The organism is Microbacterium sp. WCS2018Hpa-9 (assembly GCF_031843745.1).
Lineage (GTDB): Bacteria > Actinomycetota > Actinomycetes > Actinomycetales > Microbacteriaceae > Microbacterium.
The window spans coordinates 410,667-434,918 of the sequence record NZ_JAVTIY010000002.1; the positions used below are offsets into that span (position 1 = coordinate 410,667).

General features: G+C 68.6%; 28 protein-coding genes. 16 read left to right on the forward strand and 12 right to left on the reverse strand.

Annotated features, from left to right (window positions below):
- Positions 1–9: 9 nt before the first annotated feature.
- Positions 10–762: an NAD(P)H-binding protein gene (locus RQG82_RS05775; protein ID WP_311258157.1), complete on the reverse strand. Its 753-nt coding sequence runs from the start codon at positions 760–762 to the stop codon at positions 10–12.
- A 149-nt stretch (positions 763–911) separates the two neighbouring features.
- On the opposite strand from RQG82_RS05775, the gene sigJ reads away from it, so the two are divergent.
- On the forward strand, positions 912–1,838 hold the full coding sequence (gene sigJ / locus RQG82_RS05780) for an RNA polymerase sigma factor SigJ (protein ID WP_311258158.1): 927 nt from the start codon (positions 912–914) through the stop codon (positions 1,836–1,838).
- 17 nt (positions 1,839–1,855) lie between these two features.
- Here sigJ and RQG82_RS05785 read toward each other — a convergent pair whose 3' ends face one another.
- Positions 1,856–2,806, reverse strand: a complete 951-nt coding sequence (locus RQG82_RS05785; protein WP_311258159.1) for a serine hydrolase — start codon at positions 2,804–2,806, stop codon at positions 1,856–1,858.
- An 84-nt stretch (positions 2,807–2,890) separates the two neighbouring features.
- Here RQG82_RS05785 and RQG82_RS05790 point away from each other — a divergent pair, with 84 nt between their 5' ends.
- The 3 genes from RQG82_RS05790 (at position 2,891) to RQG82_RS05800 (ending at position 5,614) form a co-directional block, all read left to right on the forward strand.
- Positions 2,891–3,418, forward strand: a complete 528-nt coding sequence (locus tag RQG82_RS05790; protein ID WP_311258160.1) for an N-acetyltransferase family protein — start codon at positions 2,891–2,893, stop codon at positions 3,416–3,418.
- Positions 3,415–4,146: a nicotinamide riboside transporter PnuC gene (pnuC, locus tag RQG82_RS05795; RefSeq protein WP_311258161.1), complete on the forward strand. Its 732-nt coding sequence runs from the start codon at positions 3,415–3,417 to the stop codon at positions 4,144–4,146. Before RQG82_RS05790 ends, pnuC begins: the two co-directional genes overlap by 4 nt.
- Positions 4,147–4,228: 82 nt before the next feature.
- Positions 4,229–5,614: an LLM class flavin-dependent oxidoreductase gene (locus tag RQG82_RS05800; RefSeq protein ID WP_311258162.1), complete on the forward strand. Its 1,386-nt coding sequence runs from the start codon at positions 4,229–4,231 to the stop codon at positions 5,612–5,614.
- 31 nt (positions 5,615–5,645) lie between these two features.
- Here the strand turns inward: RQG82_RS05800 and RQG82_RS05805 are convergent, their stop codons facing one another.
- The gene (locus tag RQG82_RS05805; protein WP_311258163.1) at positions 5,646–5,825 is read right to left on the reverse strand and encodes a hypothetical protein; all 180 of its coding nucleotides are present in this window, start codon (positions 5,823–5,825) and stop codon (positions 5,646–5,648) included.
- A gap of 98 nt (positions 5,826–5,923) precedes the next feature.
- On the opposite strand from RQG82_RS05805, the gene RQG82_RS05810 reads away from it, so the two are divergent.
- From RQG82_RS05810 to RQG82_RS05820, 3 genes are all read left to right on the forward strand, one after another.
- The gene (locus tag RQG82_RS05810) at positions 5,924–6,373 is read left to right on the forward strand and encodes a carboxymuconolactone decarboxylase family protein (protein WP_311258164.1); all 450 of its coding nucleotides are present in this window, start codon (positions 5,924–5,926) and stop codon (positions 6,371–6,373) included.
- A 137-nt stretch (positions 6,374–6,510) separates the two neighbouring features.
- On the forward strand, positions 6,511–7,551 hold the full coding sequence (locus RQG82_RS05815) for an iron-containing redox enzyme family protein (RefSeq protein ID WP_311258165.1): 1,041 nt from the start codon (positions 6,511–6,513) through the stop codon (positions 7,549–7,551).
- Positions 7,548–7,754, forward strand: coding sequence for a CDGSH iron-sulfur domain-containing protein (locus tag RQG82_RS05820; RefSeq protein WP_311258166.1), 207 nt, complete (start codon positions 7,548–7,550; stop codon positions 7,752–7,754). Before RQG82_RS05815 ends, RQG82_RS05820 begins: the two co-directional genes overlap by 4 nt.
- Before the next feature lie 23 nt (positions 7,755–7,777).
- Here RQG82_RS05820 and RQG82_RS05825 read toward each other — a convergent pair whose 3' ends face one another.
- A complete protein-coding gene (locus RQG82_RS05825) occupies positions 7,778–8,338 on the reverse strand; it encodes a hypothetical protein (protein WP_311258167.1) in 561 nt (186 codons plus the stop codon).
- Positions 8,339–8,396: 58 nt separating this feature from the next.
- Positions 8,397–9,143, reverse strand: coding sequence for a MerR family transcriptional regulator (locus RQG82_RS05830; RefSeq protein WP_311258168.1), 747 nt, complete (start codon positions 9,141–9,143; stop codon positions 8,397–8,399).
- Between the two features lie 60 nt (positions 9,144–9,203).
- On the opposite strand from RQG82_RS05830, the gene RQG82_RS05835 reads away from it, so the two are divergent.
- The 7 genes from RQG82_RS05835 (at position 9,204) to RQG82_RS05865 (ending at position 14,011) form a co-directional block, all read left to right on the forward strand.
- Positions 9,204–9,644, forward strand: coding sequence for a DUF6194 family protein (locus RQG82_RS05835; protein WP_311258169.1), 441 nt, complete (start codon positions 9,204–9,206; stop codon positions 9,642–9,644).
- Between the two features lie 7 nt (positions 9,645–9,651).
- Positions 9,652–10,194: a putative immunity protein gene (locus RQG82_RS05840; RefSeq protein WP_311258170.1), complete on the forward strand. Its 543-nt coding sequence runs from the start codon at positions 9,652–9,654 to the stop codon at positions 10,192–10,194.
- Between the two features lie 44 nt (positions 10,195–10,238).
- Positions 10,239–10,916, forward strand: coding sequence for a response regulator transcription factor (locus RQG82_RS05845; protein WP_311258171.1), 678 nt, complete (start codon positions 10,239–10,241; stop codon positions 10,914–10,916).
- Entirely contained in the window at positions 10,909–12,240 is a 1,332-nt protein-coding gene (locus tag RQG82_RS05850) for a HAMP domain-containing sensor histidine kinase (protein WP_311258172.1), read from the forward strand. The genes RQG82_RS05845 and RQG82_RS05850 overlap by 8 nt, the downstream gene beginning before the upstream one ends.
- 197 nt (positions 12,241–12,437) lie before the next feature.
- Positions 12,438–13,277, forward strand: coding sequence for a hypothetical protein (locus RQG82_RS05855; protein WP_311258173.1), 840 nt, complete (start codon positions 12,438–12,440; stop codon positions 13,275–13,277).
- 162 nt (positions 13,278–13,439) lie between these two features.
- Complete coding sequence (locus RQG82_RS05860) at positions 13,440–13,742, forward strand: hypothetical protein (RefSeq protein ID WP_311258174.1); 303 nt, start codon at positions 13,440–13,442, stop codon at positions 13,740–13,742.
- A 41-nt stretch (positions 13,743–13,783) separates the two neighbouring features.
- The gene (locus tag RQG82_RS05865) at positions 13,784–14,011 is read left to right on the forward strand and encodes an RNA-binding S4 domain-containing protein (RefSeq protein ID WP_201470604.1); all 228 of its coding nucleotides are present in this window, start codon (positions 13,784–13,786) and stop codon (positions 14,009–14,011) included.
- A 15-nt stretch (positions 14,012–14,026) separates the two neighbouring features.
- Here the strand turns inward: RQG82_RS05865 and RQG82_RS05870 are convergent, their stop codons facing one another.
- A complete protein-coding gene (locus RQG82_RS05870) occupies positions 14,027–14,584 on the reverse strand; it encodes a dihydrofolate reductase family protein (RefSeq protein ID WP_311258175.1) in 558 nt (185 codons plus the stop codon).
- Positions 14,585–14,839: 255 nt separating this feature from the next.
- Between RQG82_RS05870 and RQG82_RS05875 the strand changes: the two genes are divergently transcribed.
- Both RQG82_RS05875 and RQG82_RS05880 read left to right on the forward strand, forming a co-directional pair.
- The gene (locus RQG82_RS05875) at positions 14,840–15,736 is read left to right on the forward strand and encodes an SDR family oxidoreductase (protein WP_311258176.1); all 897 of its coding nucleotides are present in this window, start codon (positions 14,840–14,842) and stop codon (positions 15,734–15,736) included.
- A 100-nt stretch (positions 15,737–15,836) separates the two neighbouring features.
- Positions 15,837–16,622, forward strand: a complete 786-nt coding sequence (locus RQG82_RS05880) for a DNA/RNA non-specific endonuclease (RefSeq protein WP_311258177.1) — start codon at positions 15,837–15,839, stop codon at positions 16,620–16,622.
- 249 nt (positions 16,623–16,871) lie between these two features.
- Here RQG82_RS05880 and RQG82_RS05885 read toward each other — a convergent pair whose 3' ends face one another.
- From RQG82_RS05885 to RQG82_RS05910, 6 genes are all read right to left on the reverse strand, one after another.
- On the reverse strand, positions 16,872–17,819 hold the full coding sequence (locus RQG82_RS05885) for a hypothetical protein (RefSeq protein WP_311258178.1): 948 nt from the start codon (positions 17,817–17,819) through the stop codon (positions 16,872–16,874).
- Entirely contained in the window at positions 17,819–18,634 is an 816-nt protein-coding gene (locus tag RQG82_RS05890; RefSeq protein ID WP_311258179.1) for a signal peptidase I, read from the reverse strand. The genes RQG82_RS05885 and RQG82_RS05890 overlap by 1 nt, the downstream gene beginning before the upstream one ends.
- Before the next feature lie 75 nt (positions 18,635–18,709).
- A complete protein-coding gene (locus tag RQG82_RS05895) occupies positions 18,710–19,444 on the reverse strand; it encodes a SipW-dependent-type signal peptide-containing protein (RefSeq protein WP_311258180.1) in 735 nt (244 codons plus the stop codon).
- Positions 19,445–19,485: 41 nt separating this feature from the next.
- Positions 19,486–20,382: a hypothetical protein gene (locus RQG82_RS05900; protein ID WP_311258181.1), complete on the reverse strand. Its 897-nt coding sequence runs from the start codon at positions 20,380–20,382 to the stop codon at positions 19,486–19,488.
- Positions 20,383–20,396: 14 nt separating this feature from the next.
- The gene (locus tag RQG82_RS05905) at positions 20,397–21,047 is read right to left on the reverse strand and encodes a SipW-dependent-type signal peptide-containing protein (protein WP_311258182.1); all 651 of its coding nucleotides are present in this window, start codon (positions 21,045–21,047) and stop codon (positions 20,397–20,399) included.
- Positions 21,044–23,797, reverse strand: a complete 2,754-nt coding sequence (locus tag RQG82_RS05910) for a hypothetical protein (RefSeq protein ID WP_311258183.1) — start codon at positions 23,795–23,797, stop codon at positions 21,044–21,046. Before RQG82_RS05910 ends, RQG82_RS05905 begins: the two co-directional genes overlap by 4 nt.
- Between the last annotated feature and the right edge of the window lie 455 nt (positions 23,798–24,252).

The window sequence follows — 24,252 nt, forward strand, 5'->3', positions numbered from 1 at the left end:
AAACCCGAGCTACCAACGCGCGTGGTCACCACCACGCAGCCACTCATCGAACGTGACCACACCCTGCAACGCATCCGCTCCGCCGCGCAGCGATCCCGACGCCAGCCCTCGCCCATAGGCACCGGGCAGCCGCACCCCCAGCACCCGCCGACGCTCGCCGTCGAACGCCAGCTGCCGCCTGGCGAGATCGACCAGCACCTCGTTTCGCGGCCCGACCAGATCCCGCGCACGCCCGGCAGCCGCACCCTCCGCGACGCGCACCAGATGCTCCCCGACCTCCCGCGCGGCCACCGGTCGCATCAGCAGCTTCGGCATCACCGCCACCGGACCCGACATGCCCGACAGCAGCTGCCCGGCGAACTCGTGGAACTGACCGGCCCTCGCGATCGTGAACGGCACCGACCCCTCAGCCACAGCGCGTTCCTGCGCCAGCTTGCCTGCGTAATACGAGGCGTCGATGTCATCGATCCCCACGATCGACAGAGCGACGTGATGCACGACACCCGCGCGAGACTCCGCGGCGAGCAGGTTGCGGGTCGCCCTCTCGAAGAACTCCGTCGCCTTCGCCGTCGACAGCGTCGACGTGTTCGTGACGTCGATGACGGCATCCGCTCCCTGCAGCCGCTCGGCAAGTCCTGCACCGGTCAGCACGTCGGCTCCGGATGACCGCGACAGCACCACCACCTCGTGACCGGCCGCCCGCGCCGCCTCCACGGCGTGCCGACCGACGACCCCTGTACCTCCTGCGACCGCGATCCTCATCCGATTCCCTCTCCGCTCCGGGGCGCACGTCCACGCCTCCTGCACCAGATGACGAACCAGCACCCGAGAACGTGAGGCCTCACACTCCACCCTGCTCCGTCGTCATATCCTGCGAAAGCACATTCGCACCTGCATCCGAAAGGCACCCCATGGATGACGACCTCGACGATGTCTTCCGCGAACGGCGCCGCCTTCTCGCCCTCGGCTATCGGATGACGGGCACTCTGGCGGATGCCGAGGATGTCGTGCAGGAGACCTACCTGCGCTGGTACCGGCTCACCGAGGCTGAGCGCGAGGCCATCGCGAACCCCGCTGGGTGGCTCACCACCGTCGCAGGACGCGTCGCGCTCGACCTTCTGGGTTCCGCCCGGCACAGGCGCGAACAGTACGTCGGGCCGTGGCTGCCCGAACCGGTGCCCGCAGATCTCTTCGCTGGAGCGATCCGATCGCGCACGGCATCGACGCCCGAAGATCCTCTCGATCGCATCACCCTCGACGACGACGTCTCGACAGCGCTGCTCGTCGTGCTCGAGGCGATGACCCCCGCCGAGCGCGTCGCCTTCGTGCTGCACGACGTCTTCGCCGTGCCGTTCGACGAGATCGCCGGGGCCGTGGGCCGTTCCCCCGCCGCGGTGCGGCAGCTCGCGTCATCCGCTCGTCGTCACGTGCGAGAGAACCGGGCCACCGCTGTGCCGCGCGCCGAGCACGACCGCGTGGTGCGGGCCTTCCAGCAGGCGACGCGCACTGGCGAGGTCGCCCCGCTGCTGAAGTTCTTGGCACCCGACGTCGAGCTCCGCAGCGACGGCGGCGGCATCGTCAGCGCAGCGCGCAATGTCGTGAGCGGTGCCGACAAGGTCGCGCGCTTCCTGCTCGGAATCGGGGCCAAGAACCCGCACTTGACCGCCGAGGAGTGGCAGTTCGGCGACGGGCTGGGCCTGGTGTTCCGCGACGGAGACAGGGTGCACTCGGTCATGAATCTGCACGTCGAGGCGGGTGCGATCACGCAGCTGTGGATCGTGCTCTCCCCCGCCAAGCTCACCTACTGGAATCCCACGCCGCAGAGAAGTGCAGAGTGAGCGCCGAGGATCAGCCGTCAGCGACCCGACACAGCGTCGCCCGACACAGCGTCGCCTGACGCAGCGTCGCCCGACACAGCATCGCCTGACACAGCATCGGCGACGGTGTCCGCCGCGATCTCGACGAGCCGCTGATCACTGTTCTCCTCGTGCGCCGTGATCGTGACGACCGCATCCGCAGCGTTGTCGATGAAGACGTACTGTCCATACCGCCCGTCGAGACGCCAGCCGTCACGCGGTCCACGCCAGGCGGCCAGTCCGTAGGAGGAGTAGAGGCCGCCCGCCCCCGACGAGACCCACTCGGAATGCATCCGATCGATCCAGCGCTCCGACACGATGGACTGCTCCCCGAACCGGCCCCCATCACGAAGCAGGCGCCCGATCCGAGCCAGCTCCTCGGTGCGCAGTTCGAGTCCGCTTCCGCCCACGATCCAGCCGAGCGGACACCTCAACCACTGCGGGTTGTGGATGCCGAGCGGCTGGAACAGTCGGGGCATCAACCACTCCCGCACATCACCGACGGCAGCCCCGAGCATTCTCATGGCGACGTACGTGCTGGCGTCCGAATACTGAAAGTGCTCCCCCGCGCCTCTGCTCGGTCGAGCGAGCATCTCGAGGGCGAGGTCCGGCCAGGGCACCTCCTGATCCCCGAACCATTCGAAGTCGATTCCGCTCGTCATCGTGAGGAGATGCCGGAGCGTCACCCGTTCGACACCAGCGCCGCGCTCGGGCACCGCCAGAACATCGATGGCTCGGGTGTCGAGCGACAGGATGCCTTCGTCGACGGCGATCCCCGCCGCGAGCGCACTCACGCCCTTGGAGACCGAATAGAGGTTCACCCGATCATCGCTGCGCCATCGGTGCTGGGCTGATTCGTGACCCACGAGCACATGGAGCCCGTAAGCCCCCAGCTGCTCGTCGTCGATCGCACGGACGATGCGGTCGCGAACCGTTTCAGCGAGAGACATGACGCCAGTCTTCCGCATCCCGGCCCACCGGCATCCTGCTACCGTCGTCCAGTGCGCACCCGAGCGCAGATGCAGGAGACCCCGATGAGCGACCACCAGATCCGGGATGCCGAGACCGCCGACCTCGAAGCGATCACGGCGATCCACAACGACGCGGTGCTGAACACCACCGCGATCTGGAACGAAGAGGCGGTCACGGTCGACGACCGCGCTGCCTGGCTCGCGGAGCGCACCGGCCGCGGCTACCCGGTGATCGTCGCGGTCGACGACACCGGCGTGCTCGGATACGCCACCTTCGGCGACTGGCGCCCGCACAGCGGCTACCGCCACACGGTCGAGCACTCGGTCTACGTGCGCGACGGCCAGCGGGGTCGCGGCATCGGCAAAGCGCTCATGATCGAGCTCATCCACCGCGCCCGCAGCCTCGGCAAGCACGTCATGGTCGCGGCGATCGAGAGCAGCAACACCGGGTCGATCATCATGCACAAGCGGCTCGACTTCATGCAGGTCGGACGCATGCCGCAGGTCGGCACCAAGTTCGACCGCTGGCTCGACCTCACCTTCCTGCAGCTCGTGCTCGACGAGCGCCCGTTCCCCGACGACATCCGATGAACGCACTCCTCTGGCTCGCAGACGCCTTCAACTCGCAGTGGGTGCTGCCTGGCGGTCAGGTGCTGCTGATCCGCGAAGTGGTGGGCAACGCGTTCGGCCTCGCCAGCGCCCTCGGCGGCATGCAGCGCAAGATCTGGGCGTGGCCCGTCGGCATCGTCGGCAACCTGCTGCTGCTCACCGTCTTCCTCGGATCCATCCTCAATCCCGATCACGAGCTGCCGCATCTGCTCGGCCAGGCCGGACGTCAGGTGATGTTCATCATCGTCGCGATCTACGGCTGGGTGCGGTGGCGTCAGGCGGCCTCGAACGGCGGGCGGGTGACCCCGCGATGGGCGCCGAACAGCGCCCGCATCGGCCTGGTGCTGGTGATGGTGATCGGCACGATCGCGCTGACACCGGTGTTCCGGGCCCTCGGCTCGTGGGAGCCGGTGTGGGCCGACGCGTGGACCTTCGTCGGATCCCTGCTCGCCACCTACGGCATGGCGAAGGGGTGGACCGAGTTCTGGCTCATCTGGATCGCCGTCGACGTCGTGGGGGTGCCGCTGCTCTTCAGCTCGGGCTTCTACGCCACCGGACTCATGTACGTGTTCTACGGCGTCTTCACCGCGGTCGGGTTCGTGGTCTGGTGCCGAGCGCAGGCGAACGAGAAACCCCAGGTCGACACGATCATGCCCGATCCCCGGCCCATCACCTCCACGATGAAGACCGTGGACGGCGAGCGGGACTGACCCGGCCGGATTCGACACACGAATGTGTCGCCCCGTGTCGCGAGGGCTGACACGGGTCGCCTCGGCGGGTTTGCTAGTCCCCATGACTCGCCAGATCCGCTTCAACGCCTTCGACATGAACTGCGTCGCCCACCAGTCATCCGGTCTGTGGCGGCATCCCGACGACCGCTCGCGCCAGTACAACACCATCTCGTACTGGACCGATCTGGCGAAGCTGCTCGAGAGCGCGACCTTCGACGGCATCTTCATCGCCGACGTGCTCGGCACCTACGACGTCTACGGCGGCACCAACGAAGCGGCGATCCGCAACGGCGCGCAGGTTCCCGTGAACGACCCGATCCTGCTCGTGAGCGCGATGGCCGCCGTCACCGAGCACCTCGGCTTCGGCATCACCGCCGGCACCGCCTTCGAGCACCCCTATCCGTTCGCTCGGCGTCTCAGCACCCTCGACCACCTGACCAACGGACGCATCGGCTGGAACGTCGTCACCGGCTACCTGCCCAGCGCCGCGCGCAACATGGGCCAGCACGACCAGCTCGCGCACGACGACCGCTACGACCACGCCGACGAGTACGTCGAGGTGCTCTACAAGCTGTGGGAGGGCTCGTGGGAAGACGACGCGGTCGTCGAGGACCGCGAGCGCGGCATCTTCACCGACCCGTCGAAGGTGCACCCGATCGGCCACGAGGGCAAGCACTTCAGCGTTCCCGGCATCCACATCTCCGAGCCGTCACCGCAGCGCACGCCTGTCATCTATCAGGCCGGAGCCAGCCCTCGCGGTGTGCGCTTCGCGTCAGAGAACGCCGAGGCGATCTTCGTCGCCGCGCCCTCGAAGGAGGTGCTCGCCGGCACCGTGAAGCGCATTCGCGATGGGCTCGAAGAAGCGGGTCGCGACCGCTACGACGCCAAGATCTACACGCTGCTCACGGTCATCACGGGGGCGACCAGCGCGGATGCCGCGGCGAAGCACGCCGAATACCTGTCGTACGCGAGCCCCGAGGGTGCGCTGACCTTCATGTCGGGGTGGATGGGCGTCGACCTCTCGCAGTATGCCGAGGACGAGCCCGTCGGCAACGTCGAGTCGAACGCGATCCAGTCGGTGCTGCAGCACCTGAAGGAGGAGGCCGACCTGGGGCGCGAGTGGACCGTCGGCGACTTCGGCCGCCACAACGCGATCGGCGGCCTCGGACCGACGATCGTGGGCTCTGGCGTCGAGATAGCCGACGAACTGCAGTCGTGGGTCGAGGAGACCGACATCGACGGATTCAACCTCGCCTATGCCGTCACGCCCGGAACCTGGCAGGACGTCATCGAGCACGTCATCCCGGTGCTGCGCGAGCGCGGTGTCTACCCGAACGAGTACACGCCGGGCACGCTGCGCAACAAGCTGCAGGGCAAGGGCGATCGCGTGCAGGACACGCATCGCGCCGCGCGCTATCGGATCGGAGCGAACGCGCCGGTCGCCTGATCAGCCGCGGGTGGTGAGCAGGCGCACCGGGTCAGTCGGCCTTCGAGCTGAACATCCCGCGCAGCACCAGGAACACCACGACCGCGACGACGGCGACGATCGCGAGCTTCGCGATGAACCACAGGATCGAGAAGAGCGCGCTGACGATCCACCAGGCGATCACCACGGCGAGGACGACGCCGACGATGGTCCAGAGCGAGTTCTTGTTCATGCGTCCAGCCTAGGCGGCGCGACCGACGTCACAGATCCGGATGCTGCGTCGTCAGTACTCATGGAGCGCATTCGGCGCCCATGAGTGAAGGAGACCACGTGTCGCACGTGAACATCGGCAAGATCTACGCAGCCCCGTACCAGGCGATGCTGGAGTTCAGCGGCAAGGCCACAGAGGCGGGGGCGGATGCCGGGCTCTCGCCGCTGCTCATCGAGCTGGTCAAGGTGCGGGCGTCGCAGCTCAACGGCTGCGCGTTCTGCCTCAAGATGCACTGCGCCGATGCCGTCAAGGCCGGCGAGACGGCCGACCGTCTGGCCGTGCTCGCCGGATGGTGGGAGTCGCAGTACTTCACGGCCGAGGAGCAGGCGGCCCTGCAGATCGCAGAGAACGTGACCCTGATCGGCGACCACGGCCGCCTCGCGGATCGCGGAGTCGACGTCGAGGGCGTGCTGACCGAGAAGCAGATCGCTGCCGTGACCTGGCTCGCCGTGGTCATCAACAGCTGGAACCGCATCGCGATCAGCAGCCACTATCCCGTGCACGCCTGAGGTTCGCAGCCCTCGAGAGGGACGGCGGAGGGCGGATGCGAGCGGCATCCGCCCTCCGCATCCGTGCGTCCCTTCCGCATCAGATGCGCGCCGTCAAGACCCTTCTCGAGAGACGGATCTGGGGCGAGACTTCGAGCATGTCTGCACCGGCCCTCACTCCGTCCGCCCTTCACGGCATCGCCGCCCGCGGCCCGCTCAGCGACGGCATCATCCGTCGACTGACCGGAGACGACATCGACGACCTCGGCGCCCGGGCCGAGGCCGCCCTCGTCACCAGCGACGACGTCGTGCGCGACGACGACATCCAACTCGCGCTCTTCGTGCTCTACGCCTCGTCGTACGGCTCTCTGCCCGAGCTCGATCCGGCCCTCGAGTGGGACCCGGCGCTGGTCGCCACGCGGGGGATCCTCGAGCACGCGTTCGAGCGGGCCCTGCGGGCGAGCGTGCCGACCCCCGAGCTGCCGGAGCCGACGGTGGATGCCGTCGGACGAGCCCTCTTCGCCCTCGCCGATGCCGACACCGGGCCGAGCCTGTCGCGCTATGTCGCGAAGAAGGCCACCGAAGAGCAGATGCACGAGTTCTTCATGCAACGCTCGATCTATACGCTGCGCGAGGCAGACCCGCATTCGTGGGCGATCCCCCGCCTGACCGGTCGACCCAAGGCCGCGCTCGTCGAGATCCAGTCGGACGAGTACGGCGGAGGACGCCCCGACCGCGTGCACGCGACGATCTTCGCTCGTGCGATGCGCGGCGCCGGCCTCGACGACACCTACGGCGCCTACGTCGACGACGTGCCCGCGATCACGCTCGCCTCTCTCAATTCGATGTCGATGTTCGGTCTCAACCGTCGACTCGTCGGAGCGATCGTGGGGCATCTGGCGGCCTTCGAGATGACCTCGTCGATCCCCAACCGGCTCTACGCCGACGGCCTGCGGCGCCTGGGCTTCACCGAGGACGTCACCGAATACTTCGACGAGCACGTCGAGGCGGATGCCGTGCACGAGCAGATCGCCGCGCGTGACCTCGCGGGTGGGCTGGCCGAGGATCGCCCCGACCTGCTGGCCGACATCATGTTCGGCGCAGCCGCCTGCCTCACCGTCGACGGCTGGGCGGCGGGACACATGCTCGATTCGTGGACGCGCGGAGAGTCCTCGCTGCGAGAGCGGAACGCGCGATGAGCGGCGCGCAGGATCCCGTCACGATCACGGCGTACCCCGACGGTCCGCTGCTGGTGCGCGGAGCGGCGGTGCTCGAGACCTCAGACGGCGAGCCGATCGAGGTGACGCGCCGCACAGTGGCGCTGTGCCGCTGCGGTCTCTCGACGATCAAGCCGTTCTGCGACGGCACGCACAAGGCCACCGGCTTCCGCACGGATTCCTGATCTCGGCGGCGCCGGTCGGTCGGTCAGTGCCCGATCGCCGGCAGACACCCGCCGTCCATGATGATGCCGCCGATCTCGACCGAGAGCACATCGGCCGAGACCTCGCCGAAGATGCATCCACCCTCCGGAGCTGCGGCACCGAAGGCGACGGCCCGCTCGTCGCCGAGCGTCTGGACGTGGGCGACGCCAGCAGCGGCGAACACCTCCTCCACCGCGTCGACAGACAGGTCTCCTGAGGTGCGGAGCGTCTCGAGCCCGGTGCGGACTGCTTCTGCCGGCTGCTCGGCCGCTGCGCGGCTCTCTTCCGAGAGGTCGACTCGGTCGCGGTATCGGTCGTTCTGCGCCATCGCGTTGTCGGGGTCGTAGGGCGCACACTCCGGCGGCAGATCGACGCCTTCGATCTGCGGGCACGCCACAGTCGGAGTCGGAGTCGGAGTCGGAGTCGGAGTCGGGGTCGGAGTCGCAGTCGGCGAGGCGCCGGGCGGGCCGGTCGTCGCCGTCGCGCAGCCTGCGAGCATCATGGTCGTCGCAACGACGAGAAGCAGACGTGCACCTCTCGACCTGTCCCCCCGGATTCCGGTCATGCCCTCATGCAACCACACGGCACGGACAGTGCCAACCGGGTGTGCGCCGCGTGACGGATCAACCGTCCTCACCAGCGCCTGCGGTTTCAGCACTGAGCATTTCGAGGAGTTCGTGCAGATGGCCCGCCGCGGCGAGCAGCGCCACGCTGCGCCGGGTCAGCGCCGCCAGACGTTCCGTCAGAATCCGCTGCGCATCGGCCGTCACAGACTGTTCGCGAACCTGCTCGAGCACACGAGCGATGGAGGGGATGCCGTAACCACCTGAACGCAATGCCGCCACGATACGAGCCTCGGTGATGGCGCGGGCTCCGAACGACCGGGCGGCCGACCGCGATGCCCGCGCAGGATGCACGAGCCCTTCCCGCTCCCAGTGCCGCAGTGCCGACGCTCGGACCCCCAGCGCGTGGGCGAGTTCAGCGATCGTCATCGCGTCTTCTTCTGCGAAGAGGTCGGTGGATTCGCCCACCGCGACCTCCAGCCCTCGAAGGGCGTCTCTCACCTGCGTCCGCTCCTTCGCGAGCGCACCGTGCAGCTCGTCGATGCGCTCGGCAGCCGCCTCGACCGTCCCTCCGACGAGCTCCGGCATCAGGGCGCGCGCAGGCACCGGACCGATCGCGTCGGCCATCGCTCGATAGGCGCGCAGCGCCACGGCATGGTGCGGGAGATAGCGACGGTAACCGTTCGGACCACGGTCGGCCCGAGGAAGCACGCCCAGTCGTTCGAGGTCTCTCACCTGCTGCGTGGAGTAGCCGACGGCGCGCGCCAACCGCGCTGTGGTGACGCCACTCACTTGAGGGTTGAGCACAGCTTTCTCACCTCCCCAAGTCAAAACTCCACATAAGCACGTCAACTCCACCATTGAATGATGGAAATGCACAACATCATCAACCACGTCCGCGCCCTCGATGGCGCACTCGTCGTCGCCCCTACCCGAGGTGACGATGCTCCTGAACTCGCCTGGGGAGACGCGTTCTTCTACTTCGCGCCCGACGGCCGGATGCCGGAGCGCACCCAGCCGTACGGGACGATCATCACGAAGGACTATCCCGACGACTCGTCGTCCGGGCTCGATGCGCCCGGCCGCTTCCGCGTCAACATCCACGTCGGCGGTGAGCGGGTCGCGCAGCTCGTCGACGAGACAGCGCGGCCGTCGGATGCGGATGCCTTCGTGCGGCATCCGCTCTACGGCGACGCAGGCTGGGTGAGCGTGGTCAACCCCGCCGAGCGAACCGGGGCCACCGTTCTCGCCCTCCTCGGCGACGCGCACCACGCCGCTCAGGCGCGAGCCGCACGACGGATGCGGTGAGGTCATCATGCCCAAGACTCCCTCTCTCCAATCCCTGAGCGAACCCGATCGGCGAACGGTCGCCGCGTGGGCTGCCGACTGCGCTGCGCGCACACTGCCCCTCTTCGAGCAGGAGGCGCCCGACGACCTGAGAGCGCGCGAGGCGATCGCGCGGGCCAGGGCGTTCAGCAGCGGCGAGCTGAGCGCCGCCGAAGAGATCAGACGCCGATTCGTCGCCGGACGCGCCGCGGCGAGCGCGAGCACTCCCGCCGGTGTCGCCGCAGCGCGTTCGGCCGCACAGGCCGCGGGCGTCGCCCACATGGGAGCGCACGCCCTGGGCGCGGTGGCGTATGCGGTCGCAGCGGTGAGCGCGAGTCGTCCCCAGGATGCCGACGCCGCCTATCACGAGATCGATGCACAGTTCGAGTTGCTCTCCCCGGAGGCGGCGAGCGCCCTCCGCCGTCTTCCCCTGCTCGGATCGGACTCGGCCGGCCCACTCGGCCCCGGGCTGCTGGCATCCGGCATCCTCGGATCGACGATCCGCGAGATCCAGGCTCGCCTGCTCGCCTGACCCGCTTCAGCGCGGATTCAGCGTGCGCCCGCCACACTGGAGGAATGCGGATCCTGGTGGTTGACGACGAGGTGCGCCTGGCCGACGCCGTCCGCCGGGGGCTCGAGGCTGAGGGCTTCGCGGTCGACGTCGCGAACAACGGCGTCGACGGGCTCTGGCGTGCGCGCGAGACGCGGTATGACGCGATCGTGCTCGACCTGATGATGCCCGGCATGAGCGGGTGGAAGGTGTGCGAGGCGCTGCGCGCCGAGGAGAACTGGACGCCCGTGCTCATGCTCACCGCGAAGGACGGCGAGTGGGATCAGGTCGAGGCGCTCGAGACCGGCGCCGACGACTACGTCACCAAGCCTTTCTCGTTCGCGATCCTCGTCGCCCGCATCCGCGCTCTCGTGCGTCGGGGTGCCGTCGCTCGCCCGGCCGTGCTCGAAGCGGGAGACTTGCGGCTCGACCCCTCGTCTCACCACGTGTGGCGCGGCGAGACCCAGGTGACGCTGACCGCCCGCGAGTTCGCCGTGCTCGAGCACCTCATGCGCCACCGCGGTCAGGTGCTGTCGAAGCGCGCCCTGATCGAGGGAGTCTGGGACGACGACTTCGACGGCGATCCGAACATCGTCGAGGTCTACGTCGGCCACCTGCGCCGCAAGCTCGACAAGCCCTTCGGGCGCGGGGCGATCGAGACGATCCGCGGCGCCGGATACCGGTTGGCGGCCGACGGTGGCTAGTCGCGCGTTCAGATCGGTGCGCGCCAGGACGACCCTCGGCGCGACCCTCGTCGTCGCCGTCGCGCTGCTCATCGGGGCGTTCTCGTTCTACGGCATCCTGAGCTCCAGCATCCATGCGAGCGCTGAGCGCGCCGCCGAACAGCGACTCGACGAGCTCGCCGAACGATTCGACGGCCCCGGCGGCGGCCCGGGTGGCGAGCGTGGCGTCGACTCGCTCGACGATGAGATCGTGCAGATCATCGACGAAGACGGCGCGGTCAGGGCTGCCAGCGAAGACGCCCGTGACGAGCTCGGATCCACCGCGCTCCCACTCGCCGACCGGGCCCGCACCACGACGATCGGCGGCGAGCCGATGCTCGTCGTCTCCGACGACCTCGAGAACGACGAGACGCTGGTGCTCGCGGTCTCGATCGAAGACGGTGTCGAGACGCTGTCGACCATCGCCGTGCTGCTCGCGGTCGCCGTGCCTCTGCTGCTGCTGCTCGTCGCCGTCACCACCTGGCTCGTCGTCGGCCGCGCACTGCGGCCCGTCGCACGCATCCGCGAGGAGGTCGACGGCATCACGGCCGAACACCTGCACCGACGCGTCGAGGTGCCGCCGTCATCCGATGAGATCGCGGCGCTCGCGACCACCATGAACCGGATGCTCGACCGCCTCGACTCGTCGGCGACGGCCCAGCGCCGCTTCGTCTCGGATGCATCGCACGAGCTGCGCTCACCGCTCGCGACGATCCGTCAGCACGCCGAGCTCGCACAGGCGCACCCGGCCACCACCAGCATCGGCGAACTGGCCGAGGTCGTCTCAGACGAGGGGCTTCGGCTGCAGGGCATCGTCGAATCGCTGCTGCTGCTCGCCCGCCTCGACGAGGGCGGGGGCACGCACGACGAGGCGATCGACCTCGACGACCTCGCCCTCGGAGAGGTGCGCCGGCTGAGGTCGCGAGGGGTCGAGGTCGACGGGTCCGGCATCGGCGCGGCCCGCGTCACCGGCGACCCTCGGCTTCTCGGCCAGCTGCTGCGCAACCTCGCCGACAACGCCGCCAGGCACAGCGCCAGCCGCGTGGCGATCAGCGTGATCCCGCAGGACGCCTGGGTGTTCATGACCGTCGAGGACGACGGCGCAGGAGTGCCGGCCGACGAGCGCGAGCGCATCTTCGAACGCTTCGTACGGCTCGATGAGGCTCGCAGTCGGGATGCCGGCGGCAGCGGCCTCGGCCTCGCGATCGTGCAGGGCATCGCCGCGGCGAGCGGAGGAACCGTCTCGGTCGACGTCTCGCGCTGGGGCGGCGCTCGCTTCGTGGTGGCCCTCCCCCTGTCGGACTGAGGCCTCTCCGCATCCAGTCCCGTCTGCAGGACCGAAGCACGGATGCGGGACCAGACAGCTGTTCTCGTCCTGCAGACGTACCTGGATCCTGCAAACGGTTCGAGGGAACCCCTGGCCCGGTTCACGGTTCCGGCTTCCTGAAGAGTCCTTCAGGAGGCTTCAGGGTGGCTTCAGCACCGCCGCGAGAGCATCGAGACATGAACGACAAGAACCCGACCCCCGACCAGACGCCCGAGAACCTCTCCGCGAACTCGACTCCTCCGGCACCGCCCGCGCCGCCCGCACCGACGCCGGCCCATGACGCCGAGACCGTGCCCGTCGCACCGCTCGCCGCTGACACCGGCGCTCCGGCATCCGCTCCCGCAACCCCCGCGAAGCGCGGACGCAAGCGTGCCCTGCTCATCGGCGGCGGAATCGCGGCTGCGGTGGTCCTCGCCGGCGGCGGCGTCGCCATCGGAGCAGCGATCGGCGACGAGTTCGGCGACGACGACGACCGCCCCTCGGTCTCCGACGGCCCCCGCGGCGACGCCGGCGACAACGGCGGACAGCCGGGTGGCGACCGAGACGACAGCGACGACGACGGCCAGCAGGGCGCGCCCCAGGGCGGAGGCCCGGTGACCGACATCGGCACCGACTCGGCCGACGAGCTCGTGGAGATCGCGGATGCCGCTCGCGGCGCAGCCGACGGTGACGTCACCTCGATCGACGCGAAGCGCGACGGCACCTGGGAGGTGCAGCTGACCGCGGCGGACGGCAGCGAGACCGAGGTGCGGGTGGATGCCGACCTCACGGCCACCGTCATCTCCAGCGAGCAGGACGACGATGACTCAGCCCCCACGAACACCCTCGACGAGGCTGCCATCCGCGCACTGGTCGATGCCGCGCTGGCCGAGGCCGACGGCATGATCACCGACCTCGACGCCGACAACGACGAGGTCAGCCCCTACGACGCGTCGGTGCTCACGAGCGACCGCCGCTCGATCGACATCGACTTCAGCGCCGACTTCGCCGTCGTCGGCACCGACATCGACGACTGAACGACCCGCGTCGTTCCTCGAGCCGCCGGCCCTACGGGGTCGGCGGCTCGACGCATCTCCGACGAGTTCGGCGCTTTCGCATCATGAATCGTTCACCGGGCGGTCTCTCTAGGTGGGTACGGTCTCGATCGCAGACCGAAGATGCTGTCGTCAGGGGAATCCATGCCGGTCACGGTGCACACGTACTTCTACACACCCGCGCAGGCGGACTCCGTCGTGCGAGTGCTGCAGCAGCTCACGACGGAGCTGAAGCACGTCGAGTGGCGAGTCTCCGACGATCGTTCCGTGGCGTTCAGCACACGACGGACGCTGTTCGAGGGGCCAGCCGACGTGCGGGTCGTCGCGACTCCGATGACCGAGGGCGGATCCGACGTGAGGATCGCGCTGCAGTCGCCCACCCGTCGCCGGATGACCTCGAAGGCGGCCGACCGGCTCAGCGAACGGATCCAGCGGGCGCTCGGCTGACCGCGCCCGGCTGACGTCATCCGGCGGCTACCATTTCAGTCATGACGAATTCCGGCCGCATCGACGATGTCTCCATCGGCGGCGAGATGATCCGCCTCGGGCAGTTCCTGAAGTACTCGGGGCTGCTCGACTCGGGTGGCAACGCCAAGGAGGTCGTGATCGACGGGTTCGTGAAGGTCAACGACGAGGTCGATCGTCGCCGCGGCCGTCAGCTGCACGACGGCGATCTGGTCACCTTCGAGGGCCGCACCGTTCGCGTGCGCCCCTGACACCGGGCTTCCCGGTCACCGCCGCGTCGCGTAGCGGAGGAACATCACCCCGCTGCTGAAGCGTCGATCGTCGAGCAGCTCGAGATCGACGTGCACACCGCCGGGGAAGAACGGCTTGCCGCCCCCGACGATCCCCGGCCCGATGAACAGGCCGAACTCGTCGACCAGGCCCGCGCGGATCGCCTCGGCCGCGAGAGTCGGCCCGTCGACCGAGAGGTCTTTGTCGGACTCGGCCTTCCACCGCTCGATCGTCTCGGGGTCGAACGTGCGCTCGAGCCGGGTGCGCTCGCTCGATACCTCGACGAGTGTCTTCGAGAAGACGACCTTGTCGGCCGCCTGCCACACTCGTGCGTAGTCGATGCCGACCTGCGGTTGATCGGGCTCGAGGTGGGCGGTCTCCCAATAGACCATCGTCTCGTACATGCGTCGCCCGTACAGATACGTGCCGACGTCGGCGAACTGCCTGTTGATGAAGTCGTGCAGCTCTTCGTCGAGCGCCCAGTCGAATCCTCCGTGGGGCCCGCTGACGTATCCGTCGAGCGAGGTGATCATGGAGTAGATGAGTCGGGCCATGCGGCGAGGCTACTCCGGGCGTCGGGGGTTGGTCGACCCCTCGCCTCGGCCGTTCGGGAGGAGATCTGCCCCTCGGGCTGAGGAATCCGGCGAATCTCTCCTCCCGAAGAGCAGTTCTCCTCCCCACGCGACGTCAGGACGTCCCCCGGCTTCGCCTTAGCGACCTGAGTCCTGGGACGCAAGGCGCTGGCCGACATCCCGGCCTCGGCGCACGCTGGAGTCATACCCCCAGACCAGCGACCGAGAGGACACACCATGTCTCGCGACCAGTACACCTTCGTCAACCCGGCCGAGCTCTATTCCGACATCGAGCCCGAGAAGCAGCACATGCCCGAACCCGGGCTCGACGCCGACCTCACCCCGAAGGCCGACCTCGGCGAGGAGAGCTACCGGGGCTCCGGCCGTCTCACCGGTCGCAAGGCTCTCATCACCGGCGGCGACTCGGGCATCGGAGCGGCGACCGCGATCGCCTTCGCCCGTGAGGGAGCCGACGTCGCGCTCTCGTACCTTCCGGAAGAGGAGGAGGATGCTGCGCGCATCGCCGGCATCCTTCGAGATGCGGGCGCCACCGTGGCGCAGATCCCCGGCGATCTGCGCGACCCCGAGTACTGCCGCACCCTCGTCGCAGAGGCGGTCGGCGCGCTCGGCGGCCTCGACATCCTCGTCAACAACGGCGGCAAGCAGGTCTATCAGGAGTCGCTCACCGACATCACCGACGAGCAGTTCGACGACACCTTCAAGACCAACGTCTACGCGATGTTCTGGATCACGAAGGCCGCGCTGCCGCACCTCCCCGCCGGTGCGACAATCATCAACACCACGTCGATCCAGGCGTACTCGCCGTCGGGAATCCTCGTCGACTACGCGTCGACCAAGGCCACGATCAACGCGTTCACCAAGGGCCTCGCCGACCAGCTCGCACCCAAGGGCATCCGCGTGAACGCCGTGGCTCCCGGACCGATCTGGACGCCGCTGCAGCCCAGCGACGGTCAGCCGCAGGAGAAGCTCCCGGAGTTCGGTGAGGACACGCCTCTCGGCCGCATGGGACAGCCGGCCGAGCTGGCACCCGCCTATGTCTTCCTCGCGTCGGCCGAGTCGAGCTACGTCGCCGGCGAGACGCTCAACGTGAACGGCGGCATGCCCACCCCGTGACCCGCTGATGGCGGACGCCCCCTCCCGAGACGATCGGGTGGGGGCGTTCCCATGTTCGGCACCCCTGGGCGATGTCGGAGGGGGCGGGCATCATGGGGGCATGGCAGACGGATACGACCTCGACTTCCTTCCGACGCGGGTCGCCCTGCCCCGGCCGGCGCAGGATGCGACGCATCTGACCTACCCGCGCTTCACGGTGCTGCTCGATGGCGACCGTCGGCTGGCCGCCGTGACGGGCGTGAACATCGACGGAGCACTGCTGCGCGAACTGCCGCGCACCGGCGAGTGGCGTCTCGACCCTCGCATCGACGACGAGCTGCAGACGGGTCCCGATGTCTACGCGCGCAACGACCTCGACCGCGGCCATCTCGTGCGGCGGCGTGACCCGGGGTGGGGCGATGTCGATGAGGCGAGGGATGCCACCGAGGCCACGTTCTTCTATCCGAACGCCGCCCCGCAGGCGGCAGGATTCAACCAGTCGAAGGAGCTCTGGCTCGGTCTCGAAGACCATGTGATCGAGTATGCCGAGGCGACCGATCAGCGCGTCTCGGTGTTCACGGCTCCCGTGCTGGGCGACGACGACCCGCCGTATCGCGGCATCCGCATCCCGCTCCGGTTCTGGAAGATCGCAGCCTGGGAGGGGCCGGACGGCCTGTCAGCCGCCGGTTTCGTGCTCGACCAGTCCGAGCTCGTCGCCACCCCCGACGGCCTGCTCGCCGCGCCGCCGCTGGGCGCCTTCCGCACGTTCCAGGTTCCGGTCGCGGAGATCGCTCGAGTCACGGGGCTCGACGTGGGGCCGTTGCTCGACGCCGACGTGCTCGCCCAGCGCAGCGCCCGATCGACGGAGTGGCGGCCGCTCGCCTCCGCATCCGACATCACGCTCTAGCCGTCGAGCCGTCGAGCCGTCGAGCCGTCGAGCTGTGAGCGAACGGATGAACGCCGCCACTATCCGGGGAGGGAGAAGTCGCGATCGGGGAGGAATGCGACTCTGTGGCGGCGTTCGCGCGGATGATCCGCGGTGATCCGACTGGGTGATCGAACTGTTCAACCATCTCGCGCACCGCACGCCCGCATGCGGAGAAGGGGGCGGATTCCGAGCCGGGAACGACGGTCTTCGGTGCCGACGCCCGATCTCTCAGTAGTGCGCAGCGCCCGCCGCAGTAGTGCCGCGCAGGGCGCAGTCCGGGCACACGCGTTGTCGGCCGAGGCCGTGTGCTGTCAGGTCCACCCAGGATTCGTCCCGACCGATGGTCTTCGAGCAGTCGTCGCACCGCCGCCGACGACCGGCGACGAGGAGAAGCCCCATGAGCAGCAGCAGCGCCGCGGCGATCCCGAAGAGGAAGAGCGGCCCTGCACCCGTCGTCGCCAGCCGATCCGGCTGCTCGTCGACATCGCCCGACATCGTCGCGACGACGTCGAACGCGAGCTCGGTCGACGCATGTTCCTCGTTGCGCTGCAGTGTGGTCGCGGCGGGAAGCTCGAACCCGATCTGCACGGCCACCGTCTCACCCTCGGCGACCTGAACCTCTGCGATCTCCACCACGCCGGCCGACCGTTCCATGAGCGCCGAGAAGGGCTGCCGCCCCTCGACACCGTCGACGTTCCAGAACAGCTCGATCTCGTCGGCGAGGCCGAGGTTGCGAGCGCCGTCGGGGATCCCCTCATCCAGAAGCAGCGACACGGCGAGACCGGCGTGCGCAGGGCCGCCGTTCGTCAGCATCAGGGTGCGCAGAGAGCGATCCCCCGGCGCGGCGATGCGCTGACCGACGAACGACGACTCCGCCGTCGAATAGCCGCGGCCAGACCAGTCCAGGTGGGTCGCCGGGCCGTCCCAGGCGGCCTCGGAGACTGCATCCCACGACGGCGAATCGGCGTCGGATGCCGGTGCAATCGCCCTGTCGGCGGGTTCACCGGTCGACGCGATGTCTCTCGTCGGATCGGCCGACATCGAAGGCAGGACACCCGCAGCTGAGAGAGCCCCCGCCAGCGTGAGCAGGAGCACGAGGGCGAGGATCCAGGCGATGAGCGTCGCCCGCCGGGTGCGTCGTCGAATGTCCGCCAGGACGCCGTCCACCTGATTCATCACCGGCTTCTCTCGGGATTCGACGCGTTCGACAGGATCTCGCGGAACGAGTCCTCGTCGAACGGGAGGAGTCTGAGCCGCGCGAGGTGGAGCACCTCTTCGCGGACCGCGAGTTCGCGCTCTCTGAGATCGAGCTCACGGATCCGGAGGGCATCGGCAAGGGATGCATCGGCGACGGATGCCGGTGCGGCAGACGCCGGTGCCGAAGCCGAAGCCGGACCGACGGAGCCGGATCCGGATCCGGACGTCATGATCACGCGGGTGCGAGGCCGCCGGAAGGTGCTCCAGGCGCCGTAGCCGAGAAGACCGACGACCAGTGCGACGCCGAGCACCACGATGTTGTCGGTGGCCCACTGGCGCACCCATCCGAGCGCGGGGAGGCTGTAGAGCATCGCTCCGCGAACCTGCTCGGGCGACACGGGCGCGTCTGCGGCCGAGTTCGCGTCTCCCTGGGTGATGAGCCTGCAGTGCGTGCCGTCGTCGAACGTGCCGACGGTCTTGCCCACGACGCGGTGGGTGATGAGAGCCGGGTCGCCCGGCTCCGGCAGATAGGTCACGATGTCGCCGACCCCGATCTCGGCGCACACCTGATCGGGCGCGACCCCTCGCACTGCCGCCACGTCACCGGGTGCGAGCGTCGGTTCCATCGAACCGGTGAGCACCGTGAGCGAGGTGCCGCCGGCTATGCGCGGGACCACGAGAAGCGCGGCGACGAGCGCGAGCACGGTCACGACGAGCGCGATCGATACGGCCCGTCCGGCGATGCGCCAGGGTGACTCGTACCAGCTCTGCGAAATCCTGCCGGTGGTGCGCATGCGTGCGTCTCTCTTCGTGGTTCGTGTGGGACGACCGAGGCGCCCCTGTCGCGGGGCGCCTCCCGACCGTGGGCCTTAAAACTGCTCGCCGGTGTCGCGAACCTGCTCGAGCGTGAGGTTCAGCCCTGACAGGGTGTCGGTCAGCGTGACGTCGGTGCGGTCGGTGACCGCCGACGAGAAGGCGCCGTAGACGACGACAGTCACGTCCTCCGTGGTCTCGGCCATCGCGAGCACGGTGGTGCCGTTCGCGTCCTCGAGGCCAGCGCTCTGACCCGACTGCGGCGCCGAGAGGTACAGCAGCGTGGCATCCGCCGTGACGGGCAACGCGGTCTCGGGCTGCACGAGCGTTCCGTCCTGGTAGACCTCGTACGTGTAGGTCATGCCGCTGATGTCGTACTGGTTCGCCGTGAGGCCGTCGAGCGAGAGGCGACCGACGAGGTTGTCTCCCTCCAGCGTCACGTCAGCCGAGAACGAGGCAGCGACCTTGTCGCCGGGCACGATGCGCCAGGTCGACGCATCCGCGGGAGCCAGCGCGTGGCCCGGCTGCGAGCCGTCCGTACCGATGACGGCGGCGGCGGCGTCGTCGCGGTCTGCCGAGACGTCCCAGAAGGTCGTGTCGGCGGTCTGCACGACGTCGAGGTCACCGGCGGTGATCTGTCCTCCGCCGAATCCGTCGGTCGCGCTCCACAGGGCGAAGGTCGAACCGCCCGCAAGCAGGGCGGCGGCTCCGCCGGCGACGAGCAGCAGCGCGCCGCGGCGCTTCTTCTTCTCTTCGGTCACGACGATGATCTGAGGGTTTTCGGTGGTCATGTTCTTCTTCCTTCTCATGGTTGGTGTGTTCTGGTTCGGGGCTAGCGCGTGACGTGATCGCCAGGTGCGGCAGCGGGGTTCGCGTTCGTGACACGGGGGTCGATGCGGATCACGAGGTCGGGTTCGCCCGCCGGGTCCGGGTGCACCGTCCCGCTCCACGACGCCTCGTCGCGCGACAGGGTGCCGTCGTCGCCGGTTCCCTCCGCCCACGCCACGTGGTCGTAGACGCCGATGGCGTCCAGCGAGGCGGGGAAGGCGACCGCGGCATCCCAGGCGTCGAAGTCCCGGTTCTCGCTGCCGTCGACGGCGATCCCCTGGGCACTCGCCTCCGAGACGTACAGGCCGTCGGCTCGGTGGTTCCAGAGCATCGCGACGCACCAGGTCTGGCTGACCGTGGCGCCCGTGGAGTTGGCGGCAGGCTCTTGCAGCGTCCGATCGGACGCATCGAGCAGATGCACGTTGACGGCGGCTTCTTCGTCGACGCCGGCAGGTGGGTCAGGAATCACCGAACAGTCGTCGCCGAGGCCGGCCGGGTAGATCCGAACCGTCGAGTCCGCCAGCAGTGTGCCGTCCTGGGCGACGCCCTCGGCGAGCTCGGCCGAGCGACCGTCGCGCCAGACCTGATTCCCGAGGCTGATGTCGTAGTCGAGTCCGGCGATGCCGAGAGCGGCCCCGGTCACCTGGAAGCGCCAGATCACCGGCTCTGTTCTCAGGCCGCCCTGATCGAGCACGCTGGCGATCTCGGTGCCGGGCAGAGTGATCTCGACCGGCTCGCCTGAGGCCGACAGCACGCGCTGCGATTCGGCGGCTGCTCCGAAGGTCAGCGCCCCCGTGCGAAGCTCGGGCACCACGACCGCGTCGTTCGCGGTCCACAGTGCGTTCGCTGCCGAGACCACGCCGAAGGTCATGACGCCGGCGACCGCGGCGGTGAGCGACATCACAGTGCGCCGTCTCACGCTCGGACTACGCTTCCGCGTGCCTGGTCGAGCCGGACGATCAGGTCGCCCGCGGCCCAGATGCCGGTGGCGGAGCGAACGTCGCCGCCGGTCCAGGTGTACTCGCCGCGCACCTCGACGGTCACGATCACCGACCACTGATCGCTCTCTCCCTGCGACGACCCCACGAGACCGGGCACGGCCAGCGGCACTCCGTCGGCGGAGCCGGTCGCGACGGTGTTGCCGTCGGCATCCTCCACGCGCATCGTCACCGAGATGTCACCCGCCTCCTCCTGCGCCCGCACGGCACCCGGGGAGGCGAACTCCACGCTCAGCGCTGCGGTCAGGTTCTCGCCACGCAGGTAGGTGTCCAGCGACTGGGTGATCTCGATCACGTCGCCGGGCATCGTGAAGAAGTCCTCGGGCGTGGCGGCCAGATCGCCCGAGCGCGGTTCGGTCACCCCCGGGGTGACCTGCCGCCACGATGCATCCTCGGTGGTCATCGAGAGGTCTCCGGCCCGCCACAGCGAGCCTGCGAACGTGTCTTCCGACGACCACAGCGCGTAGGTGCCTGCACCGATCGCCGCGACAGTCAGTGCGGCGACGGCGATCATGCTCACGACCACGGGCAGCCTGCGGCCGCGGGGCCGGGGCTCGACGGCGGTCATCGACCCCACCCGTCGGCGGTGCCGTTCGAGACGATCGCTCTGCACCCGGCGGCCTTCGCGCTCTCGCCGACGGCGAGCTGCGAGATCGAGCCGATCACTCCCTGTGCGCCGAGGCGCAGGTCCGAGTCCGTGACGAGGACGTCGTGCAGGCTCGTGGTCCAGTCGTCCGCCGAACGGTTCGTGACCGTGTATACGAAGCACACGGCCTGCCCGTCGACGAGGCGCGCGCCGGTGAGCGCGGGCGTGCCGGTCTGCTCGATCGTCTCGGGAGTCGAGGTGTCAGCCACGTCGGCGTAGGCCCGCTTCTCGATCTCGATGGTCGGGTCGGTGGCGAAGAGGAACGCACTCACCGACGGCACGACCAGCCCGTCGTAGTTGGAGTCCTCCGAGGCGACGGTCGCTGCGATGGTCGCCTCGGTGTTCGCCGCGACATCTCCGTCGGCCGCCTGCAGCACGATCGACTCCGTCGAGCGCGCGCCGGGGGCGATGACCGGAGCGGAGGTCGAGAGACCGACTCCATGTTCGACGCCCGCGGCGTCGATCTTCGAGGAGAAGGTCAACGGCGATGTCGGCACGGGAGCGCCGGCTCGCAGCATCATCGCGTAGGACTTGCCCTTCTCGTCTCCCGTGACGAGGGTGAACCGTGAAGAGGTCACCTGCAGCGGATTGACGAACGTGATGCCGGCATCGACGGAACTGGCGGGAGCCGTGTTCGTCAGCCCGGAGGTCGAGGTCACGCGGCCCACTGCGACGTCTGCCGACACGGTCGCCGAGTCATCGACTCGCGCGACCACGTCGAACTCGAGTCCGTTCTTTCCTGCGATCGGCGTCACGGACACGACTCGCGGGTTGATCCGCGCCGCATCGAGGGTGTCTCCGGTCGCCACAGCGGTCAGCTGCACATCGTCGCCGGTGACGGTCGACGGGTCCAGGGGCAGCGACGACTTCAGCGTGTAGTGCAGGTCGCGACTCATCGTGGGGTCGTTCTGACCGCCGGCCTGATCCAGCGTGAGGGTCGGGCGACAGTTGCCGGCCACCGCCACCGTGCGACTGAACTGCGAAGACGTGAGCTGCGGTGCGGTCTCGACGTGCGTCTGCACGCGCACGAACCCCGAGACGTCGCCAGTCGTGGCGTTCACGGCCTGCGCAGACGTCGGCACGGTCGCGCCGGCGAGCGTCTGGGGTCCGACCGGCAACGAGAAGGCGACGGATGCCGTCGCGTCGGCGACTCCGGTCACACGCCCGAGATAGATCTCGGCGGTGCGGTCGGCTGTCCAGTAGAGATCGAGTGACACGGGTCCGCTGGGGATGCTCTGCCCGGTCACCGGCTTCTGCACGGTGACCTCCGCAGCGCACGATCCACCGGCATACGCGGCACGAGGCGTTGCGACCAGCGCGGTGCTCGACGGAGCAGCCACGACCGAGGCGTTCGACGTCGGGTGCCAGGTCGACACCGCCAGATTCGAGGCCGCACCGCTGTTGTCGACGAGGAGAGCGACTCCGTCAGCGGTCTCCTCGGCGGTGGCCGGTCTGATCTGCGAACCCGAACGGATGCCGAAGGTGTTGCCCGAGACCGTTGTCAGGCCGCTGCGCGAAAGACGGATGCTCGAGACATAGCCGTCGAAGTAGTTGTCGGTGATGCTGAGCCCGCTCGGCTCCGTGCCGCTGCGGGTCAGACCGTCCCAGCGGATCGCGATGGTCTGCCCCGACGTCGCGCGCACGAAGTCGTTGCGTGAGATCCGGTTCTCCCCACTGAGGTTGCCCGGCGGCAGGGTGATGAACGCGTACTCGTCGCCCGTGCCGTCTCCGACGGAGTTGAGGAACTGGTTGCCCGAGATGTCCAGGTTCGACAGCTTCACACCCGTCGTGCTGTTGCTCGAGAACTTGAAGGCCGTCGCCCCGTTGAGGTTCTTCACGGTCGAATCGGTGAACGAGAATCCGTCGAGCACGACGTTCGGGTCGCGTGGCGAGAAGGTGGTCAGATTGGTGCGGCAGCCCGAGCCGTCGGCGGCATTGCAGACGCCGCCGGAGGTGTAGTCGACCTTGACGCGCGAGATCGAGATGTTCTTGATCGGTGTCGCGGTCGTGGCGTTGAACACGAACAGCCCCGAGGTCTGCGGGCCCTCGTGGTAGAACCCCTGAAGTTCATAGTCGCTCACCGAGATGTCGCTGGCACCCTGGCGGTAGACGATGAAGCGCTCAGGGAAGTAGTTCTCCTTGGTCACGGTCGAGCCACCCGTGAGGCTGACACGCTTGGCCTGCTCGCCCATCACGATGGAGGTGCCGCTGGAGAGGATGTTGCTGAAGTTCTTCAGCACGACATCCTGGCCGGCTACTTCGAAGGCCGCCGCCTCGATGGGTTCCGAACTGGGGATGATCGCGACCCGGTTGTCTAGGTCGATCGTCACCGGCGCTGTGATGCGGTAGAGCGCGCCTTGGTCCCACGTCGACACGGAACTCGTCTGCATCCAGTTGGCGGCAGAACGCGTCAGGATCGGTCGGATGATTCCGCTGAGGCCCGCCTGCACAGTGATGACGACATCACCGGGGGCGCCGTTCAGCGCGTTCGATTCCTCGAGCGCCGCGCGAAGCGTGCATGTTCCCTCCGCGGTCTTGCACACACCGTCGCCGGGCGTCTGATCGATCCCGGAGAACGCGATGCTGGTGATCTCGAACTCGTGGCTCGGTGCCGACATCGCCGGAGCCGCCACCACGAGGGCGCCCGTGATCAGGGCGAGGGTTGCCGTCACCGCAGTGACAAGACGCACGCGGCGCGCTGCGCGACGCCGCCGCCGCAGCGTTCGACGGCCTGGTAATCGAGGGCTCTCGCTCACTGTTGTCGTCTCCATGTCATCCGCGCGGCGCACGTCGCTATCAGTCGGTGGGAGACCGCGGTGCGCGGGTACAGCACTGGCGGTCATAGCTAGAGTGCAGTGCGCCGTGAGAAGTCGAATGTGATTCCTCAGGGCTTCAGCAGTGGTCGGGGCGGATCTCAGTGGCCACCCGTCACCGTTGCGTAGAAGGATCGCGCGACCCTGCGGAACCCGAGGTCACGGCACTCAGTAGTCCCTTTCGCGGTACTGCCCGATGCCCCCCATGACGCCGCAGATCCTCCATCGCTACGCAACCTCGGCGCTCAGCCCTCGTACCGCACGCCACTCAGGCGAAGATCCGCACGCTCGTGCGGAAGGCTCGCGTGGAAGGG